Origin of the sequence: Escherichia sp. S10b, assembly GCF_028421345.1 — a bacterium.
GTDB lineage: Bacteria > Pseudomonadota > Gammaproteobacteria > Enterobacterales > Enterobacteriaceae > ECMA0423.
The window spans coordinates 36,367-55,455 of the sequence record NZ_JAHZSO010000100.1; the positions used below are offsets into that span (position 1 = coordinate 36,367).

12 protein-coding genes and 2 pseudogenes are annotated in these 19,089 nt (G+C 49.1%); 7 read left to right on the top strand and 7 right to left on the bottom strand.

The genetic code is table 11. The features are described 5' to 3' along the window. Positions 1-3: 3 nt before the first annotated feature. From tam to lsrA, 7 genes are read right to left on the bottom strand one after another with little or no spacing between them, the layout of a single operon-like run. A complete protein-coding gene (gene tam, locus FTE26_RS08030; protein WP_001286559.1) occupies positions 4-762 on the bottom strand; it encodes a trans-aconitate 2-methyltransferase in 759 nt (252 codons plus the stop codon). Positions 763-818: 56 nt separating this feature from the next. Beyond that, entirely contained in the window at positions 819-1,109 is a 291-nt protein-coding gene (gene lsrG, locus FTE26_RS08035) for a (4S)-4-hydroxy-5-phosphonooxypentane-2,3-dione isomerase (protein ID WP_000558520.1), read from the bottom strand. 23 nt (positions 1,110-1,132) lie between these two features. Beyond that, a complete protein-coding gene (gene lsrF / locus FTE26_RS08040; protein WP_000774169.1) occupies positions 1,133-2,008 on the bottom strand; it encodes a 3-hydroxy-5-phosphonooxypentane-2,4-dione thiolase in 876 nt (291 codons plus the stop codon). A gap of 26 nt (positions 2,009-2,034) precedes the next feature. Beyond that, positions 2,035-3,057 carry an autoinducer 2 ABC transporter substrate-binding protein LsrB gene (gene lsrB / locus FTE26_RS08045; protein WP_000172482.1) on the bottom strand — a complete coding sequence of 341 codons (1,023 nt, stop codon included), beginning with the start codon at positions 3,055-3,057 and terminating at the stop codon, positions 2,035-2,037. 11 nt (positions 3,058-3,068) lie between these two features. Beyond that, complete coding sequence (gene lsrD / locus FTE26_RS08050) at positions 3,069-4,061, bottom strand: autoinducer 2 ABC transporter permease LsrD (protein ID WP_001222721.1); 993 nt, start codon at positions 4,059-4,061, stop codon at positions 3,069-3,071. Then, a complete protein-coding gene (gene lsrC / locus FTE26_RS08055; protein ID WP_000911152.1) occupies positions 4,061-5,089 on the bottom strand; it encodes an autoinducer 2 ABC transporter permease LsrC in 1,029 nt (342 codons plus the stop codon). The genes lsrD and lsrC overlap by 1 nt, the downstream gene beginning before the upstream one ends. Then, positions 5,083-6,618, bottom strand: coding sequence for an autoinducer 2 ABC transporter ATP-binding protein LsrA (lsrA, locus tag FTE26_RS08060; RefSeq protein WP_085674675.1), 1,536 nt, complete (start codon positions 6,616-6,618; stop codon positions 5,083-5,085). The genes lsrC and lsrA overlap by 7 nt, the downstream gene beginning before the upstream one ends. A gap of 248 nt (positions 6,619-6,866) precedes the next feature. Between lsrA and lsrR the strand changes: the two genes are divergently transcribed. From lsrR to fimA, 7 genes and pseudogenes are all read left to right on the top strand, one after another. Next, positions 6,867-7,820 (top strand): transcriptional regulator LsrR, encoded by a 954-nt coding sequence (gene lsrR, locus FTE26_RS08065; protein WP_000154352.1) that lies wholly within the window; start codon positions 6,867-6,869, stop codon positions 7,818-7,820. A 78-nt stretch (positions 7,821-7,898) separates the two neighbouring features. After that, complete coding sequence (gene lsrK / locus FTE26_RS08070; protein ID WP_001296768.1) at positions 7,899-9,491, top strand: autoinducer-2 kinase; 1,593 nt, start codon at positions 7,899-7,901, stop codon at positions 9,489-9,491. A gap of 530 nt (positions 9,492-10,021) precedes the next feature. Continuing rightward, positions 10,022-15,442 carry an ECSE_1600 family autotransporter gene (locus tag FTE26_RS08075; RefSeq protein WP_063611698.1) on the top strand — a complete coding sequence of 1,807 codons (5,421 nt, stop codon included), beginning with the start codon at positions 10,022-10,024 and terminating at the stop codon, positions 15,440-15,442. Positions 15,443-15,650: 208 nt separating this feature from the next. Next, on the top strand, positions 15,651-15,917 hold the full coding sequence (gene hipB, locus FTE26_RS08080; RefSeq protein WP_001296726.1) for a type II toxin-antitoxin system antitoxin HipB: 267 nt from the start codon (positions 15,651-15,653) through the stop codon (positions 15,915-15,917). Continuing rightward, positions 15,917-17,239, top strand: a pseudogene (gene hipA / locus FTE26_RS08085) (type II toxin-antitoxin system serine/threonine protein kinase toxin HipA). Before hipB ends, hipA begins: the two are co-directional and overlap by 1 nt. 309 nt (positions 17,240-17,548) lie before the next feature. Continuing rightward, positions 17,549-17,757: pseudogene (locus FTE26_RS08090) on the top strand (helix-turn-helix domain-containing protein); the annotation flags it as partial. A 431-nt stretch (positions 17,758-18,188) separates the two neighbouring features. Next, positions 18,189-18,752, top strand: coding sequence for a type 1 fimbrial major subunit FimA (fimA, locus tag FTE26_RS08095; RefSeq protein WP_001296758.1), 564 nt, complete (start codon positions 18,189-18,191; stop codon positions 18,750-18,752). Positions 18,753-19,089 lie beyond the last annotated feature (337 nt).

The following is a 19,089-nucleotide window of genomic DNA, read 5'->3' on the forward strand; positions in this document are numbered from 1 at the left end:
TATTTACTCCGTACGGCGGGCAACAATAAAAAGACGCGGAAATGCCAGCAGTATCTGTCCGTTCTCTTGCAGTGGATACTGCTCTTCCAGCATCTGATGGTAGCGCTTAAGAAAAAGCTGCTGTTCGCTCTCGGTCAGATCCTGTAACCACGGACGTAATCCAGTGGCGGTCACCCAATCGATAATCGCCTGGTGTGACGGCATCTGGTGATAGTAGGTGGTTCGCCAGATATCGACCTCACATCCGGCTTCGCTCAAAATATCGTAGTAAGCATGAACGCCAGCCAACGGCTCACGCCCGCGATCCGGGTAGTTTTGTTCCCAGGCAACTTCGCGCATGAGCACATGGGTCGGCTCCAGCCAGTTATCTGGCATCTGTACTGCCAGCACGCCCTGCGGATTAAGTAAAGAAACCAGATGAGGAAACAATTCGTAGTGGTCGGGCAGCCATTGCAGTGAGGCATTAGCAAAAATCAGATCGAGTGCCTGTACCGGTTGCCAGTTGCGGATGTCTGCTTCCACGAACTGGCAGTCTGGCAAAGCACTGCGCGCTTCAGCAATCATCGCCGGAGACGAGTCGATGCCTGTTATCCTGGCAGCAGGCCAACGTTGGTTTAGAAGGGCGGTGCTGTTACCTGGGCCACAGCCAAGATCGGCAACGTATTCGATATTCTCCAGCGGTACTCTGGCAAGCAGCTCCACCGCCGGACGCGATCGTTCAGCGGCAAAGTGCAGATATAAAGAGGGGTTCCAGTCAGACATTTATTTACTCCCGTCAGCGCGTTACCCCAATTGTAGATAAAACTGATGAATTCGCCTCACGGCATCAACCCATTGAACAGACGTTTTTTACGCGGCCCGGTCATTAAAGATTCCAGTTTCGCGACACAGGTTTTGTAGTGGGGCGTGGTTTTATGGAATGCCACTGCGTCTTCATCTTTATAGGCTTCGTAGATATAAAAGCGCGAATTCACTTCTGGGTCCTGTAAGACATCGAAGCGCAAATTGCCTTCTTCCTGTACAGAGCCCAGGTGGTTCTGGCGAAAAACTTCGATAAACTCGTCAATCTTGTCTTCATGAACGTTAATTTCAACCAGTGTGACGTGCATAATTCTTCTCCTTAAATCCGTAGTTACTGTTTTTCACTCAGATAGAGTTCATATGCCCGATCAGCCGTTTCGTTATGGTGAACCACCGCCTGTACGGCTTTCATCATCGCCACCGGATGGTCAGACTGGAAAATATTACGCCCCATATCCACACCAGAAGCGCCCTGATCGATAGCCTGCCAGCACATTTCCAGCGCCTCGCGCTCCGGTAATTTTTTACCGCCAGCAATAACAATGGGTACCGGACATCCGGCAACAATCCGTTCAAAACCTTTTTCGACATAATAGGTTTTGATAATTTGCGCCCCCATTTCAGCGGCGATTCGAGTCGCGAGCGAGAAATAACGCTGATCGCGCACCATATCTTTGCCCACGCCAGTCACGGCCATGGTCGGCATTCCCACTTTCATTCCGGCATCAACCAGCTGAATAATATTTTTGATCGACTGATGTTCATATTCGCTGCCGATATAAACCTGCGCCGCCACCGCGCAACTGTTCAGGCGCACGGCATCATCCATCGATAACGCCACGGCTTCATTACTTAATTCCGCCAGAATAGAGTTCGCACCTGACGCCCGCAGTACCACCGGCTTATTGGTCGCTGGGGGAACTACGCTGCGCAAAATGCCGCGCGTACACATTAATACATCGGCATGTTCAAACAGCGGGGCGATATTTATATCAATGCGTTCAAGTCCGGTAGTCGGCCCCTGAAAATAACCATGGTCAAAGGCCAGCATCACGGTTTTACCCGTTTTCGGATTAAATATCCGCGATAAGCGTGACTGCATTCCCCAATCCAGCGCACCGCAACCTTTCAGGATAAAAGGGATATTTTGTTGCGGTTGATCGGTACGAAAATCTTTACCATCTTTAATATCGTCTAAATCTGCCATAACTTACTCCGGTTAAGTAATGCACATCAGAAATCGTATTTGCCGATATTCTCTTTGTTGAATATCACGCGCTCCGGTAACAGTACGATGCCATTACCATCCGCTTCGTAGTCATAGCCCTGAACGCTGTTTGGCGAGACTTCCACCTGACCTACGCCCTGGATATCCAGCTTGTCGCCCGTTTTCATTGATCCTTTTTTCAATAATGCATCCGCGACATACACTGAAATTTTGCCTTGCTGAACCACATCCCACAGGCCAAATTCTTTCACCGTGCCGCGTTCCACATATGGACGCATCACGTTTGGCGTACTGAATCCGACAATCGCAACTTTGTCATTTTTCAGGTTTTCTGCGGCTTGTGCGGCAGCGGGCAGGGCGTTGGCGTCGGGGGCGATAATGGCGTCGAGATCGCTATACGCTTTTAATATTCCTTCTGCGGTTTGTAATGATTTAGTGGCATCGTTATAGCCAAACTGCGTAGTGACAATTTCCCAGCCAGGATGCTCTTTGGCGATTTTCGCTTTCGCTTCTTTCACCCACTGGTTTTGGTCCGTAACGGTGGGGCTTGAGTAGAAAAACGCGACTTTGGCTTTGTCTTTATTCACCTGACGCGCCGCCATATCCACCAACATACCTCCCAACTGGGCGGGCGTTCCCTGATTAATGTAGTAAGAGCGGCACTCCGGTTTAGTATCAGAGTCCCAGGTCAGCACTCTCACACCACGTTGCATGGCGCGTTTCAGTGCCGGACACAAGCCATCAGGCGAAACCGCAGAAACGATAATGGCGTTATAACCTTGATTGACGAAGTTATTAATCAACTGTACCTGACCAGAAACACTGGGTTCTGTCGGCCCGTCGTAGGTCACATCAACGCTCAGCTCTTTACCCGCTTGTTGTGCGCCGTTGCCACCGCTGGTAAAAAATCCCACGCCAACCAGTTTGGGAATAAATGCAATACTCTCTGCGGCCTGCACATTCATAGAGATTGCGGCAATGCCAAGAGCGCTAAGTAAGGCGATTTTCTTAAAGCGATGAAGTGTCATGAAGATATCCTTTATGGCAATGGGTTATTGGCCCGACGCGCCAGCCACTCTTTAATTTGCTGGCGATGCAGGCTAACGGAACGACCTACGACAACGACGATAAGTAGCGCACCGGAAAGGGCGCTGGACACCTGATTTGGCACTCCTGCCATTTGCAAACCTTGTTGCAAATATCCCACTAATAAAACCGCAATGGCGGTGCCGATAATGGAACCGGAACCACCATAAATATTGGCACCGCCAAGCACCACGGCGGTGATGGCGGGCATCAGAAACGACGCACCGAGATCGGAACGTGCTGAACCAAAATACGACACCAGCAGCACAGCGGCGACCGCAGACGCCAGCCCCGTCATGGCATAGAGCGCACATAAGGTGCGGTTAACTGGAATCGCGCTATAAAGCGCCACGCGCGGGCTTTGCCCAATCAAAAACACATTACGTCCGGCATGGGTTTTATGCAGCCAGAGCCAGAAAACGAGGAGACATATCAGGAAGATAATCAGCGGAACGGGGAGTCCCAGCACATCCAGGTTAGCGAAATCTGTAAACGCCATCGGGAATCCACCAATACCTTCGTACCCCGTCGCTCCGGCCATACCGGAAAGCAGCAGAGCGCTTCCGGCAAACAGATACAGCGTGCCAAGCGTAATCACCAGCGGGTTAACTTTGGTATAGATAATTAATCCGGCGTTGATCAGCCCGCACAATGCGCCGAGCAGTAAGGTCAGGAGTATCGCCAGCGGCATCGGCACACCACTTTGAAACAGTACGCCCAATGCAATGGCGCAGAGGCCGATGGTCGAACCAAACGAAATATCGATCCCGCCACTGACAATCACCATCGTCAGCGGTAGGGCGACAATGCCAATGCAGATAAAGTCACTGGTGCTGAACAGCAACATATTGAGATCTAACATCCGCGGGTTAATTGCACCAAATGCGACAATCTCAATAACGAGCAGTGCGGCAAGAGCCAGTTCCCAACCGTAGCGAATACGCATTATGCGGCCTCCCGATTTTTACCTGACGAAGCGGGTTTAACGGATGGCGGTGGCGTCATAAAGCGGGCATATTTTTGCCGCCGTAGATTACGTTCCAGCGCACAACGCAGGCGTCCATCAAACACCAGCACCGCCAGCAGCACGAGGCCCGCGATAAAATCGTTCCACCATGCCGGAATGCGCAACAGCACCAGTACGCTATCGATCTGCGTCAGGAACCATGCGCCGAGTACCGCACCAATGATCGCACCGGAACCGCCGAGCAAACTAATGCCGCCCAGCACGCAGGCTGCAATTGCTTTCATCTCCAGCCCGGTACCGGTCTGGTTGGGGATAAAACCAATCTGCGAAGCAAACACAATTCCCGCCAGTGCCGCCATGCAGCCGTTCAACGAAAATGCCACAATGCGAATGGCTTCCGTACGAACACCCAGTTGACGAGCGCCCTGTAAATTATCGCCCGTGGCATAAAAACTGCGTCCAAACGCCGTCTTTGCCAGCAGCCAGGCCATAAATGCCACCAGAATTATCGTCAACCAACCAATCGCGGAAACGCCAAACAGCAGCGGTGCGGAGAGCTGTTTCAGTTCGGCGGGTAACCCTTCAATCCATTTGCCGCCAGTCCACAGCAACATGATGCCTCTGTACAACCCTAACGTGCCAAGGGTGGCAACAATGGCAGGGATCTTTAGCCACGCGACCAGGACACCGTTGAAAAATCCCGCGAGCAAACCAAGCAGTAAAGTCGCGACACAGGCAACAGGTAGTGAATATCCTGCGTTCAGTAACATCCCCAACAGCACCGCGCACATTCCGGTAATCGAACCCACTGAAACATCAATATTGCGCGTAAGCATTACCAGCGTCGCGCCCATTGCCAGCAGGATCAGGATTTGCGCGCTGCTATAAACCATGGTCAGCGTTTGCACACTTAAATACTGGCGGTCGAGAAAACCGGGGAATACAAACAGCAGCACCACCGCCAGCAATGCCGTGATTTCACGGTTGTTCTGAATAAACTTCAGCATGATGCCTCCTGACGCTGACTATCGCCGAAGGCAACGCGCATAATAGTCTCGACATTAATATCGCGCCCGGTCAGTGCAGAGTGGGTAATTTCGCCCTGATGCATCACATACACACGATCTGCCATCAGTTCGATCTCTTCCATATCAGAGGAGATAAGCAGCACAGCCACATTCTGTGCGGCGATGCTGCGCAACAGCTGGTAGATATCATTACGGGCCGAGACATCCACGCCGCGCGTCGGCTCATCGACAATCAATGCTTGCGGCGAAGCTTCCAGGCATTTGGCAATGAGGATTTTTTGCTGGTTGCCACCGGATAATGTCCGTGCAGCTTGTTCCGGTTGGTTAAATTTAATATTCAGCGCCCGACGATAACGTTCCAGGGTGGCATTATCTTTCGCGGTTTTCGCCCAGAATCCACGAAGGTTATGAGTAAGGGCGCAGACGTTCCAGGCCAGCGAAGCATCGAGATTCAGTCCGGATGACTGGCGATCTTCCGGCAGATAAACCAGACCGCGCAGTAAACGTTCTCCAGTGGTTAATTTATTGATCTCTTTACCATTCAGCATAATGCGTCCGCCACGCAAAGTACGCAGACCATAGAGCGTCTCGGCCAGTTCTGTGCGTCCGGCTCCCACCAGCCCAGCCAGGCCCAGAATTTCTCCGGCATTGAGCGTCAGGCTGACATTCCTGAAACCTTCGCCAGTCAGATTTTCCAGTGTCAGCACCGGCGTTCCGGCGGCATGTTGTGGGCGGTTACCAGGTAACTCCAGCCATAATTTTTGTCTGGCAGAGAGCGATTTTTCCCGTACCACTGGCGTGATGGCCTGAATAATGTCGTCGGTAGACAGTTCGCTGGTTTTGCCGCTTAAGGCGATGGTTCCATCGCGCATCACGCTAATTCGATCGGCAATCTGGCGAATTTCCGGCAGCTTATGCGAGATAAAAACAATACCCACGCCAGTAGCAAGCAGCTCTTGCAAGCGACTAAACAAGCGTTCGGTTTCCGCAGGGGTAAGCGAGGCGGTAGGTTCATCGAGGATCAGAATCCGCGAGTCGCGCATCAGCCCGCGGAGGATTTCCACCATTTGGCGATCGGCGACATCCAGCGATCCTGCCAGACTATGCAGATCAAACTGGCAGCCCAGCGCCGCCAGCAAGTTCTTCATTTTCTGCATGGAGAGCTGTTTTTTTGCCAGCCCAAACAGGATGTTTTCTTTTATCGACAGGCTTGGGAAAAGCAGCGGTTCCTGGGGAACGAGATAAATACCCAGCTGATGAGCATGAACTGGCGTTAATCTGACGTAGTTGTTGCCCCCAATCTCCAGCGTACCGCTATCAGCAGGGGTAATACCGGCAATAATCTTCATTAACGTCGATTTACCGGCACCATTGCCGCCGAGCAGGGCGTGGACCTCCCCCTGATGCAACGTAAAATCGATGCCTTTCAGGACATTGACCCCTGAATACTGTTTATAAACCGAGCGGGCGCAAAGTAGCGGTAACGCGCGGGTATCACTCGTTTGCATATTTCCCCCGTTCAGTTTTGCAGGTGAGTTTTGAACAAATGTATTTCTGCTTTTAATTTGTTCATAACCTTAGGTGGGCATTGCACATATTTCCGACGAATAGATCACAATTTATGCTATTTTGATTTTCACGGTTGCGTTTGCTCATGCTCGTAGAGTCAAACTGTGGTTGCCATCACAGATATAAATGCGCAAGAACTGAACAATTGCATTAAAGATTTAAATATGTTCAAAGTGAAGAATGAATTATGACAATCAACGATTCGGTAATTTCAGAACAGGGAATGTGTGAAGAAGAACAGGTCGCGCGGATCGCGTGGTTTTACTACCACGACGGGCTGACCCAGAGTGAGATCAGCGATCGTCTCGGCCTGACACGTTTGAAAGTATCGCGATTGCTGGAGAAAGGGCATCAGTCCGGCATTATTCGCGTACAGATTAATTCTCGCTTTGAAGGCTGTCTGGAATATGAAACTCAATTACGTCGTCAGTTTTCGCTGCAACATGTCCGGGTGATCCCTGGGCTTGCGGATGCTGATGTCGGCGGGCGACTAGGGATAGGCGCGGCGCATATGTTGATGAGTTTACTTCAACCACAACAGATGCTGGCGATTGGTTTTGGCGAGGCAACCATGAATACGCTGCAACGCTTAAGTGGTTTTATTTCGTCACAGCAAATTCGCCTGGTCACGCTCTCCGGTGGCGTCGGTTCTTATATGACGGGTATCGGACAGCTTAACGCGGCGTGCAGTGTGAATATTATTCCGGCTCCGTTGCGGGCATCCTCCGCTGACATTGCCCGTACGCTAAAAAATGAAAATTGCGTCAAAGATGTTCTGTTAGCCGCGCAAGCAGCGGATGTGGCGATTGTCGGCATTGGGGCCGTGAGTCAACAAGACGACGCGACGATCATTCGCTCCGGTTATATCAGCCAGGGCGAACAGTTAATGATTGGCCGAAAAGGGGCGGTTGGCGACATTTTAGGCTACTTTTTTGATGCAAAAGGTGACGTTGTCACGGATATCAAAATACATAACGAACTGATTGGCTTACCTTTAAGCGCGCTGAAGACCATACCCGTCCGGGTTGGCGTGGCAGGGGGAGAAAATAAAGCCGAAGCAATTGCCGCTGCAATGAAAGGCGGTTATATCAACGCACTGGTTACCGATCAGGACACAGCAGCGGCGATTTTACGTAGTTAAATTTGCATGACCTTATTACCGGGAATGATGGAGAACGTATAGAGGAACAGACAGAACGCATAAGCCGAGGATAATCTAATGGCTCGACTCTTTACCCCTTCAGAATCAAAGTACTACCTGATGGCGCTGGATGCAGGCACCGGAAGTATTCGGGCTGTGATATTCGACCTGGAAGGCAATCAAATAGCAGTGGGACAGGCGGAGTGGCGGCATCTGGCAGTACCGGACGTTCCTGGTTCTATGGAATTTGATCTCAACAAAAACTGGCAACTGGCGTGTGAGTGTATGCGCCAGGCGCTGCACAACGCCGGCATAGCCCCGGAGTATATCGCTGCCGTTTCGGCATGTTCGATGCGTGAAGGCATTGTTTTATATAATAATGAAGGAGCCCCGATCTGGGCCTGCGCCAATGTGGATGCCAGAGCGGCACGCGAAGTTAGCGAACTTAAAGAACTGCACAACAATACCTTTGAAAACGAAGTTTATCGCGCGACCGGACAAACACTGGCTTTAAGTGCCATCCCCAGATTACTTTGGCTGGCGCACCATCGTTCCGATATTTACCGTCAGGCATCAACCATCACCATGATCAGCGACTGGCTGGCCTATATGCTCAGCGGCGAACTGGCGGTGGATCCCTCTAACGCTGGCACCACGGGACTTCTTGATCTAACCACCCGTGACTGGAAACCTGCATTGCTGGATATGGCTGGCCTACGTGCCGATATTCTTTCTCCTGTCAAAGAAACCGGCACATTGCTGGGCGTGGTAAGTTCACAAGCGGCGGAACTCTGCGGTCTGAAGGCGGGCACTCCGGTGGTCGTTGGAGGAGGCGACGTGCAGCTTGGTTGCCTTGGGTTAGGCGTTGTGCGTCCGGCACAAACCGCGGTTCTTGGCGGCACATTCTGGCAGCAAGTTGTAAATTTAGGCGCGCCGGTGACAGACCCAGAAATGAACGTGCGCGTTAATCCTCATGTTATTCCTGGCATGGTACAAGCTGAATCTATAAGCTTTTTTACCGGACTCACCATGCGCTGGTTCCGCGATGCTTTCTGTGCCGAAGAAAAACTGATTGCCGAACGTTTAGGCATCGACACCTATACGCTGCTGGAAGAGATGGCCAGTCGGGTGCCGCCTGGGTCGTGGGGCGTAATGCCGATCTTCTCCGACAGAATGCGCTTTAAAACCTGGTATCACGCTGCGCCTTCCTTTATTAACTTGTCCATTGACCCGGATAAATGTAACAAAGCGACATTGTTCCGTGCGCTGGAAGAAAATGCGGCGATTGTATCAGCGTGTAACTTGCAGCAAATTGCTGATTTCTCGAATATTCATCCTTCATCGTTAGTCTTTGCAGGCGGAGGTTCAAAAGGGAAATTATGGAGTCAAATTCTCGCTGATGTCTCGGGATTACCCGTCAATATTCCGGTAGTCAAAGAAGCCACCGCATTAGGATGTGCCATTGCAGCTGGCGTCGGTGCCGGAATTTTTTCATCAATGGCAGAAACCGGAGAACGCCTGGTTCGCTGGGAACGGACGCACACACCAGACCCGGAAAAGCATGAACTTTATCAGGATTCACGCGATAAGTGGCAGGCAGTTTATCAGGATCAGCTGGGGCTGGTTGATCATGGACTGACGACGTCGTTATGGAAAGCGCCTGGGTTATAGTTTCATTGACAGCCACATCATGATGACCGTGGCTGTTAGTTTTTGAGTATAGTTTTTCTTATTTCCCTTCTTTTAGAGCTGGCTTGTTAAATGCCAGCTTGCAGATTCATCGTTCCATCACCAGTACTATATTCAAGGGAAAATTGCTATTTTTCTTAAAGCATTAAGCATAACCCTTATTTTATAGCTAATATTCCTAAAGACATTAATGGATGCAAAAGGGGTTTAATAAACTTCGATTTTTAGCAATTAGTGCTATTCTTTGTTAAATATGATGATGATAATTTTCCTATTGAAAGAAACAGTTTTCTTATTAAGCAACAATAACTCATAGTTCATTTTTAAATAAAATAAGAACTATGCAATTTTTAATCTATCAATTCGAAAGCATTAGCAAATTAGCCAAATTGACACCTTCCCACCTCCAACTAACACTCAATACAGACCTCTGACAATTTAATAAGTTTCATTTTTAATGTCTGACGACTCATCTCTTTCGTGGCTGTATTTTTTGTATATGGAGCGTTTATATGAATAGAATCTATCGCGTGATATGGAATTGCAATCTACAGGTATTTCAGGCCTGCTCGGAATTAACTCGCAGGGCAGGTAAAACATCGACGGTTAATTTGCGTAAATCCTCTGGACTGACAACGAAATTCAGTAGATTGACGCTGGGTGTTTTGCTGGCACTAAGCGGTTCAGCGTCTGGTGCAAGTCTGGAAGTTGATAATGATCAGATTACCAATATTGATACTGATGTTGCTTATGATGCCTACCTGGTTGGCTGGTATGGCACTGGAGTGCTTAATATTTTGGCTGGCGGTAATGCCTCCTTAACCACTATTACTACCAGCGTCATTGGCGCTAATGAGGACTCAGAGGGCACCGTTAATGTTTTGGGTGGCACCTGGCGATTGTATGATAGCGGAAATAATGCAAGGCCTTTAAATGTGGGTCAATCCGGAACGGGGACGCTGAATATTAAACAGAAAGGTCACGTTGATGGAGGCTATTTAAGACTAGGTTCCTCGACAGGAGGCGTCGGGACGGTCAATGTTGAGGGAGAGGACTCTGTTCTGACGACCGAATTATTCGAAATAGGGAGTTACGGTACGGGCTCATTAAATATTACGGATAAGGGTTACGTCACGAGTTCAATAGTCGCCATTTTAGGCTATCAGGCGGGCAGTAATGGCCAGGTTGTCGTTGAAAAGGGCGGTGAGTGGCTAATAAAAAATAACGATTCCTCAATTGAATTTCAAATTGGTAATCAAGGAACGGGGGAAGCGACTATTCGCGAGGGTGGACTGATTACGGCTGAAAACACGATTATCGGTGGCAATGCTACCGGTATCGGAACCCTGAATGTGCAGGATCAAGACTCTGTCATCACGGTACGCAGACTCTATAATGGATATTTCGGTAATGGCACACTCAATATTTCCAATAATGGACTAATTAATAACAAAGAATATTCATTAGTGGGCGTTCAGGACGGTTCCCACGGTGTCGTCAACGTGACCGATAAAGGGCATTGGAATTTCCTCGGAACGGGCGAAGCTTTCCGCTATATCTATATCGGTGATGCTGGCGACGGTGAACTTAATGTCTCGCGTGAAGGTAAAGTAGATTCGGGAATTATCACTGCGGGGATGAAAGAAACAGGCACAGGCAACATTACTGTTAAGGATAAGAACTCCGTTATCACTAATCTCGGAACTAATCTTGGTTATGACGGCCACGGCGAAATGAATATCAGTAATGAAGGGCTTGTTGTCAGCAACGGAGGAAGCTCACTCGGTTATGGAGAAACCGGCGTCGGGAATGTCAGCATCACCACGGGGGGGATGTGGGAGGTCAATAAGAATGTCTATACCACCATTGGTGTTGCGGGCGTCGGAAACCTCAATATTAGCGATGGCGGTAAGTTCGTATCGCAAAATATTACTTTTTTGGGCGATAAAGCAAGCGGTATCGGCACACTGAACCTGATGGATGCGACATCATCGTTCGATACTGTGGGTATCAATGTCGGTAATTTTGGTAGCGGTATCGTAAATGTCAGTAATGGTGCCACCCTTAATTCAACGGGCTATGGATTTATCGGAGGAAATGCCTCCGGTAAGGGGATAGTTAATATTTCAACGGACAGTCTCTGGAATTTAAAGACATCATCTACTAACGCACAATTGCTACAGGTCGGTGTATTAGGCAAGGGTGAACTGAATATTACCACCGGAGGTATAGTTAAAGCGCGTGATACACAGATAGCTCTCAATGACAAAAGTAAGGGCGTCGTGAGGGTGGATGGGCAGAACTCTCTTCTTGAAACATTCAATATGTACGTAGGGACATCTGGTACGGGTACGTTAACCCTGACGAATAGCGGCACGCTGAATGTCGAAGGTGGAGAAGTTTATTTAGGTGTTTTTGAACCTGCTGTAGGAACGCTAAACATTGGTGCAGCTCACGGTGAGGCGGCGGCAGATGCCGGGTATATAACCAACGCGACGAAAGTAGAGTTTGGTTCTGGCGAAGGTGTTTTTGTCTTTAATCATACTAATAACAGTGATGCCGGCTACCAGGTCGATATGCTGATTACAGGTGACGATAAAGACGGAAAAGTGATCCATGATGCAGGCCATACGGTGTTCAATGCAGGGAATACTTATAGCGGTAAAACGCTGGTCAATGACGGCCTCCTGACCATTGCGTCTCATACGGCAGATGGGGTAACGGGCATGGGTTCGAGTGAAGTCACCATTGCAAGCCCCGGTACGCTCGACATTCTCGCATCAACGAACAGTGCAGGAGATTACACGCTGACCAATGCGCTCAAAGGCGATGGCTTGATGCGAGTGCAGCTGTCATCCTACGACAAGATGTTTGGCTTTACCCATGCAACAGGGACTGAATTCGCCGGTGTTGCCCAACTGAAAGACAGTACCTTCACTCTGGAACGCGACAACACCGCTGCGCTTACTCACGCGATGTTGCAGTCTGACAGTGAAAATACCACATCGGTAAAAGTGGGAGAGCAATCCATTGGTGGACTGGCCATGAATGGCGGTACGCTCATTTTCGATACGGATATTCCTGCTGCGACGCTTGCAGAGGGATATATCAGCGTCGATACGCTGGTTGTCGGCGCGGGTGACTACACCTGGAAAGGCCGTAACTATCAGGTAAACGGGACGGGCGACGTGCTTATCGACGTGCCTAAACCGTGGAATGATCCCATGGCGAATAACCCTCTGACGACGCTCAATTTGCTGGAACACGATGATAGCCATGTCGGCGTTCAACTGGTGAAGGCGCAAACGGTTATTGGGTCGGGTGGCTCATTAACGTTACGTGATTTACAGGGCGACGAGGTGGAAGCGGACAAAACGTTACACATTGCGCAAAACGGAACGGTGGTCGCCGAGGGTGATCATGGATTCCGCCTCACGACCGCACCAGGTGATGGTTTGTACGTTAACTATGGGCTGAAAGCGCTGAACATCCATGGTGGGCAAAAGCTGACGTTAGCCGAACATGGCGGAGCCTATGGCGCAACGGCCGATATGTCGGCAAAAATCGGTGGTGAAGGGGATCTGGCAATCAATACGGTGCGACAGGTTTCGCTTTCCAACGGTCAGAACGACTATCAGGGGGCAACCTACGTTCAGATGGGGACATTACGTACCGATGCGGATGGTGCACTTGGCAACACCCGGGAACTGAACATCAGCAACGCGGCCATCGTCGATCTTAATGGATCGACGCAGACGGTAGAGACATTCACCGGGCAAATGGGTTCGACTGTTTTGTTCAAAGAGGGGGCGCTGACGGTAAATAAAGGTGGGATCAGTCAGGGTGAACTGACAGGTGGCGGAAACCTGAATGTTACAGGGGGAACGCTGGCTATCGAGGGGCTTAATGCACGCTACAATGCGTTAACCAGCATTAGCCCAAATGCGGAAGTCAGCCTCGATAATACTCAGGGGTTAGGCAGAGGAAATATTGCCAATGACGGTCTGTTAACGCTAAAAAACGTGACTGGCGAACTGCGTAATAGCATAAGCGGGAAGGGTATCGTGAGCGCAACCGCCAGGACAGATGTAGAGCTGGATGGCGATAATAGCCGCTTTGTGGGGCAATTCAACATTGATACAGGCAGCGCGCTCAGCGTCAACGAGCAGAAAAACCTGGGTGATGCTTCCGTTATCAATAATGGCCTGCTCACCATCTCCACTGAGCGTAGCTGGGCGATGACGCACAGTATCAGCGGTAGCGGTGATGTGACAAAACTGGGGACCGGGATCCTGACTCTTAACAACGATTCCGCGGCGTATCAGGGTACGACGGATATCGTGGGGGGGGAAATTGCTTTCGGTTCCGACTCTGCCATTAATATGGCAAGTCAACACATTAATATCCATAACAGCGGTGTGATGTCGGGAAATGTCACCACTGCAGGTGATGTGAACGTTATGCCTGGGGGGACACTGCGTGTCGCTAAAACCACAATCGGCGGCAACCTGGAGAATGGCGGCACGGTTCAAATGAATAGCGAAGGGGGGAAACCGGGGAATGTACTGACCGTTAACGGCAACTATACCGGAAACAATGGCCTGATGACGTTCAACGCGACGCTGGGCGGCGATAATTCGCCCACCGATAAAATGAACGTGAAAGGCGATACCCAAGGGAACACTCGCGTTCGGGTTGATAACATTGGCGGCGTCGGTGCACAAACGGTCAACGGTATTGAACTCATTGAGGTTGGCGGTAATTCTGCAGGTAACTTCGCGCTGACCACCGGAACTGTCGAAGCTGGGGCTTACGTCTACACGCTGGCTAAAGGGAAGGGGAATGACGAGAAAAACTGGTATCTGACCAGTAAATGGGACGGCGTAACGCCAGCGGATACACCCGATCCCATCAATAATCCCCCTGTTGTGGATCCGGAAGGCCCATCAGTTTATCGCCCGGAGGCCGGAAGCTATATCAGCAACATTGCCGCAGCCAACTCGCTGTTTAGCCATCGTTTACACGACCGTCTGGGTGAGCCGCAGTATACAGATTCACTGCATTCTCAGGGGTCGGCAAGCAGTATGTGGATGCGTCATGTCGGAGGGCACGAACGTTCAAGGGCCGGTGACGGTCAGCTAAATACTCAGGCTAACCGCTATGTATTGCAGCTAGGCGGCGATTTGGCGCAGTGGAGTAGCAACGCGCAGGATCGCTGGCATCTTGGCGTGATGGCAGGTTACGCTAATCAGCACAGTAATACTCAGAGTAATCGTGTGGGTTATAAATCGGATGGGCGCATCAGCGGTTACAGCGCTGGGCTGTACGCGACCTGGTATCAGAACGATGCGAATAAGACCGGCGCTTATGTTGACAGCTGGGCGCTGTATAACTGGTTTGATAACAGCGTCAGTTCCGATAACCGTTCTGCTGACGACTATGATTCTCGCGGTGTGACGGCCTCTGTTGAGGGTGGGTATACCTTTGAAGCGGGAACATTTAGCGGCAGCGAAGGGACGCTGAATACCTGGTACGTCCAGCCACAGGCGCAAATCACCTGGATGGGTGTGAAAGATTCCGACCATACCCGGAAAGACGGAACGCGCATTGAAACGGAAGGCGACGGAAATGTGCAAACGCGACTTGGGGTGAAAACCTACCTGAACAGCCATCACCAGCGTGACGATGGTAAACAGCGTGAGTTCCAGCCTTACATTGAAGCGAATTGGATCAACAACAGCAAAGTCTACGCCGTGAAGATGAATGGTCAAACCGTAGGCCGTGAAGGTGCGCGTAATCTCGGTGAAGTACGTACCGGGGTTGAGGCGAAAGTAAATAACAACCTTAGCCTGTGGGGGAATGTCGGTGTGCAACTAGGTGATAAAGGCTATAGCGATACTCAGGGCATGCTGGGAGTGAAATATAGCTGGTAAACCGTATAAGCCGCATGTCGAGATGGCATGCGGCTTAATATTGCCGACTTCAAAGGCTTTAAAGCCTCCCTTTTATCCGCGATCGCGGATATCGCAGCATTTATCCCGTACAGCGGATAAGATGTGTTTCCAGATTGACTTTATCCTCACTAAAGGATAAAACTGATAATATCCCCTTAAGCGGATAAATTTGCTGTGGACGTATGACATGATGAGCTTTCAGAAGATCTATAGCCCAACGCAATTAGCGAATGCAATGAAACTGGTTCGCCAGCAAAATGGCTGGACGCAGAGCGAGCTGGCGAAAAAAATTGGCATTAAGCAGGCGACAATTTCCAATTTCGAAAACAACCCTGACAATACCACGCTCACGACATTTTTTAAGATTTTACAGTCGCTTGAACTCTCAATGACACTATGCGACACGAAAAATGCCTCGCCAGAATCAACAGAACAGCAAGATCTGGAGTGGTAATGCCTAAACTTGTCACTTGGATGAACAACCAGCGGGTAGGCGAGTTAACGAAGTTAGCCAACGGCGCGCACACCTTTAAGTATGCACCGGAGTGGTTAGCCAGCCGTTATGCCAGACCGTTGTCACTTTCGCTGCCATTGCAGAGGGGGAATATCACCTCAGATGCCGTATTTAACTTCTTCGATAACCTGTGACCCGATAGCCCGATTGTACGTGACCGGATCGTTAAACGTTATCATGCTAAATCCAGACAACCGTTTGATTTATTGTCAGAAATAGGGCGAGACAGCGTTGGTGCCGTAACGTTATTATCCGAAAATGAAACCATAACGCGCCCGATAATGGCATGGGAAAAGCTTACTGAAGCCAGGCTTGAAGAAGTATTAACGGCTTATAAAGCAGATATCCCTCTGGGCATGATTAGAGAAGAAAATGACTTTCGCATCTCGGTTGCTGGCGCGCAGGAGAAGACAGCGCTGCTTAGAATAGGCAATGACTGGTGCATTCCGAAAGGAATAACGCCGACGACGCACATCATTAAATTACCGATTGGCGAAATCAGGCAGCCCAATGCGACGCTCGATCTCAGCCAAAGCGTTGATAATGAGTATTACTGTCTGCTGCTGGCGAAAGAACTTGGGTTGAATGTTCCGGACGCAGAAATCATTAAAGCGGGAAGGGTGCGTGCGTTAGCGGTCGAACGTTTTGACAGGCGTTGGAATACTGAGCGAACGGTTTTACTTCGCTTGCCACAGGAGGATATGTGTCAGACATTCGGTTTACCTTCATCTGTGAAATATGAATCAGATGGAGGCCCAGGCATCGCGCGGATCATGGCGTTTTTGATGGGGTCCAGCGAGGCGCTTCGCGATCGTTATGATTTTATTAAATTCCAGGTCTTCCAGTGGTTGATTGGCGCAACGGATGGCCATGCAAAAAACTTCTCCGTATTTATTCAGGCTGGCGGCAGTTATCGACTCACGCCATTTTACGACATCATTTCAGCATTTCCGGTCCTTGGCGGTACGGGAATCCACATCAGCGATCTCAAACTGGCAATGGGGCTTAACGCATCCAAAGGCAAAAAAACGGCAATCGATAAAATTTATCCGCGACATTTTTTGGCGACAGCAAAGGTGCTGAGATTCCCGGAAGTGCAGATGCATGAAATCCTAAGTGACTTTGCCAGAATGATTCCGGCAGCACTGGATAACGTGAAGACTTCATTACCGACAGATTTTCCGGAGAACTTGGTGACGGCAGTTGAAACCAATGTGTTGAGGTTGCATGGACGGTTAAGCCGAGAATACGGTAGTAAGTGAGATATGGGGTGGTCGTTGTTAATGAGCACGACAATCATGACCGCCAACGACTGGATTCTTCCTTGGTTTATACTGGTGCGCATAATGTATATTATGTTAAATCATGTCTGAGTGATGCGAAGTGCTTTTCTGGTAGTCGTTATTCGTTCAGGGTTCAAGAACTTAAGCCTCTCCTCTTTCATAATTGGCCTGTGCATGGAGAAATAGCCTGGTTATTCCCTGCCCCATGCTAAGAGCGCAGTGTCTGTCGCATAGACACTGCATACGAAAACACCAGAGGGTGCTGTTACTTATTTAAGGACGGATCAAGCGGGAATGAGTCCACTCCGGTATCAGAAATGGCTACGTCTCAATGAAGTCAGGCGACCGATGCTGAATGAACATTACGATGTCACCACAGCAGCCTATGCTGTCGGTTACGAAAGCTATCCCATTTCAGTCGGGAATATTCGCGGATGTTTGGAGAGTCACCCAAGAGAGATATTACCAGGTTAAGAAAGTCTGTCGGTCAGCTTTAATAAACCCTGCACTTATCTGTTTAGAGCAATTCGGTGTTAGTTTCAGCAAGCAAACATTAACCATAGCTAATGATTTATAGCCATATTAACCATTGGTAGCCCTTGACCTTTCCTGACACTTCCCTTGTTCGCAATAATATTCTGTTTAGTCACGGTTTATAAATAACATGCATAATGAAATCGTCATGTTATTTAGCGACATAAAATGTTTTTGCAAATACTCTCTTCAACAAGTGCACAATAAACTTGTTGTGATTAGGTGTCCTTGTGATTTAAAGATATTATCGTTCTTCGTGAAATGTAATAACCCTGGAAACTATATTCTCAGGGCAACAACCAATCAAGAATGATTCTTGTTTTTAAGCAATAACAGAATGACTTAATTGTTAACCCTCTTTATTCAGCTACTTAAATATAAATTTTGGAGAATTATGAAACTCAAACATGTTGGTATGATTGTCGTTTCTGTGTTGGCGATGTCGTCTGCTGCGGTAAGCGCAGCCGAGGGTGATGAATCAGTAACGACCACTGTTAATGGCGGTGTTATTCATTTTAAAGGTGAAGTGGTAAATGCCGCTTGTGCAATTGATTCAGAATCAATGAACCAAACGGTTGAGCTGGGTCAGGTTCGTTCTTCTCGCCTGGCTAAAGCGGGTGACCTCAGCTCCGCCGTTGGCTTCAATATCAAGCTGAATGATTGTGATACCAATGTTTCCAGTAATGCAGCTGTTGCATTCCTGGGTACTACTGTCACCAGTAATGACGATACGTTAGCGCTGCAGAGTTCAGCGGCAGGCTCTGCCCAAAATGTCGGTATTCAAATTTTGGACCGTACGGGTGAGGTATTAATACTTGATGGGGCCACTTTTAGTGCTAAAACCGACTTGATTGATGGCACGAATATACTGCCATTCCAGGCTCGTTATATTGCTCTCGGGCAGTCCGTAGCTGGTACTGCAAACGCTGATGCGACCTTCAAAGTTCAATATCTATAATTCAATCTTAAGGTGGCTATACGTCATCTGAAATTGAAACAGGGTGTGTGTGGCATGGCTACGCACACCCGAGCAATTTACCAATATTCATCTCATTTTTAATGAGAAATGGTTTGTATTTGGAGCGCTATGAAAAATCACATAATATCTAAACTATCAATAAACAACAGTAGTTAAACTTACTGTTATTTAAAATATTTACTTTGTAGCAAGGTTTTCCTATTAAAAGAGAACCAACATTTATTACAAACGCATTAAGTCTGGAAACCCGGCGACTCGCCAATGTATTAGCAACATTAATCGATTGTCTGATGTAACGGTTTTCCCGCTTATCCTC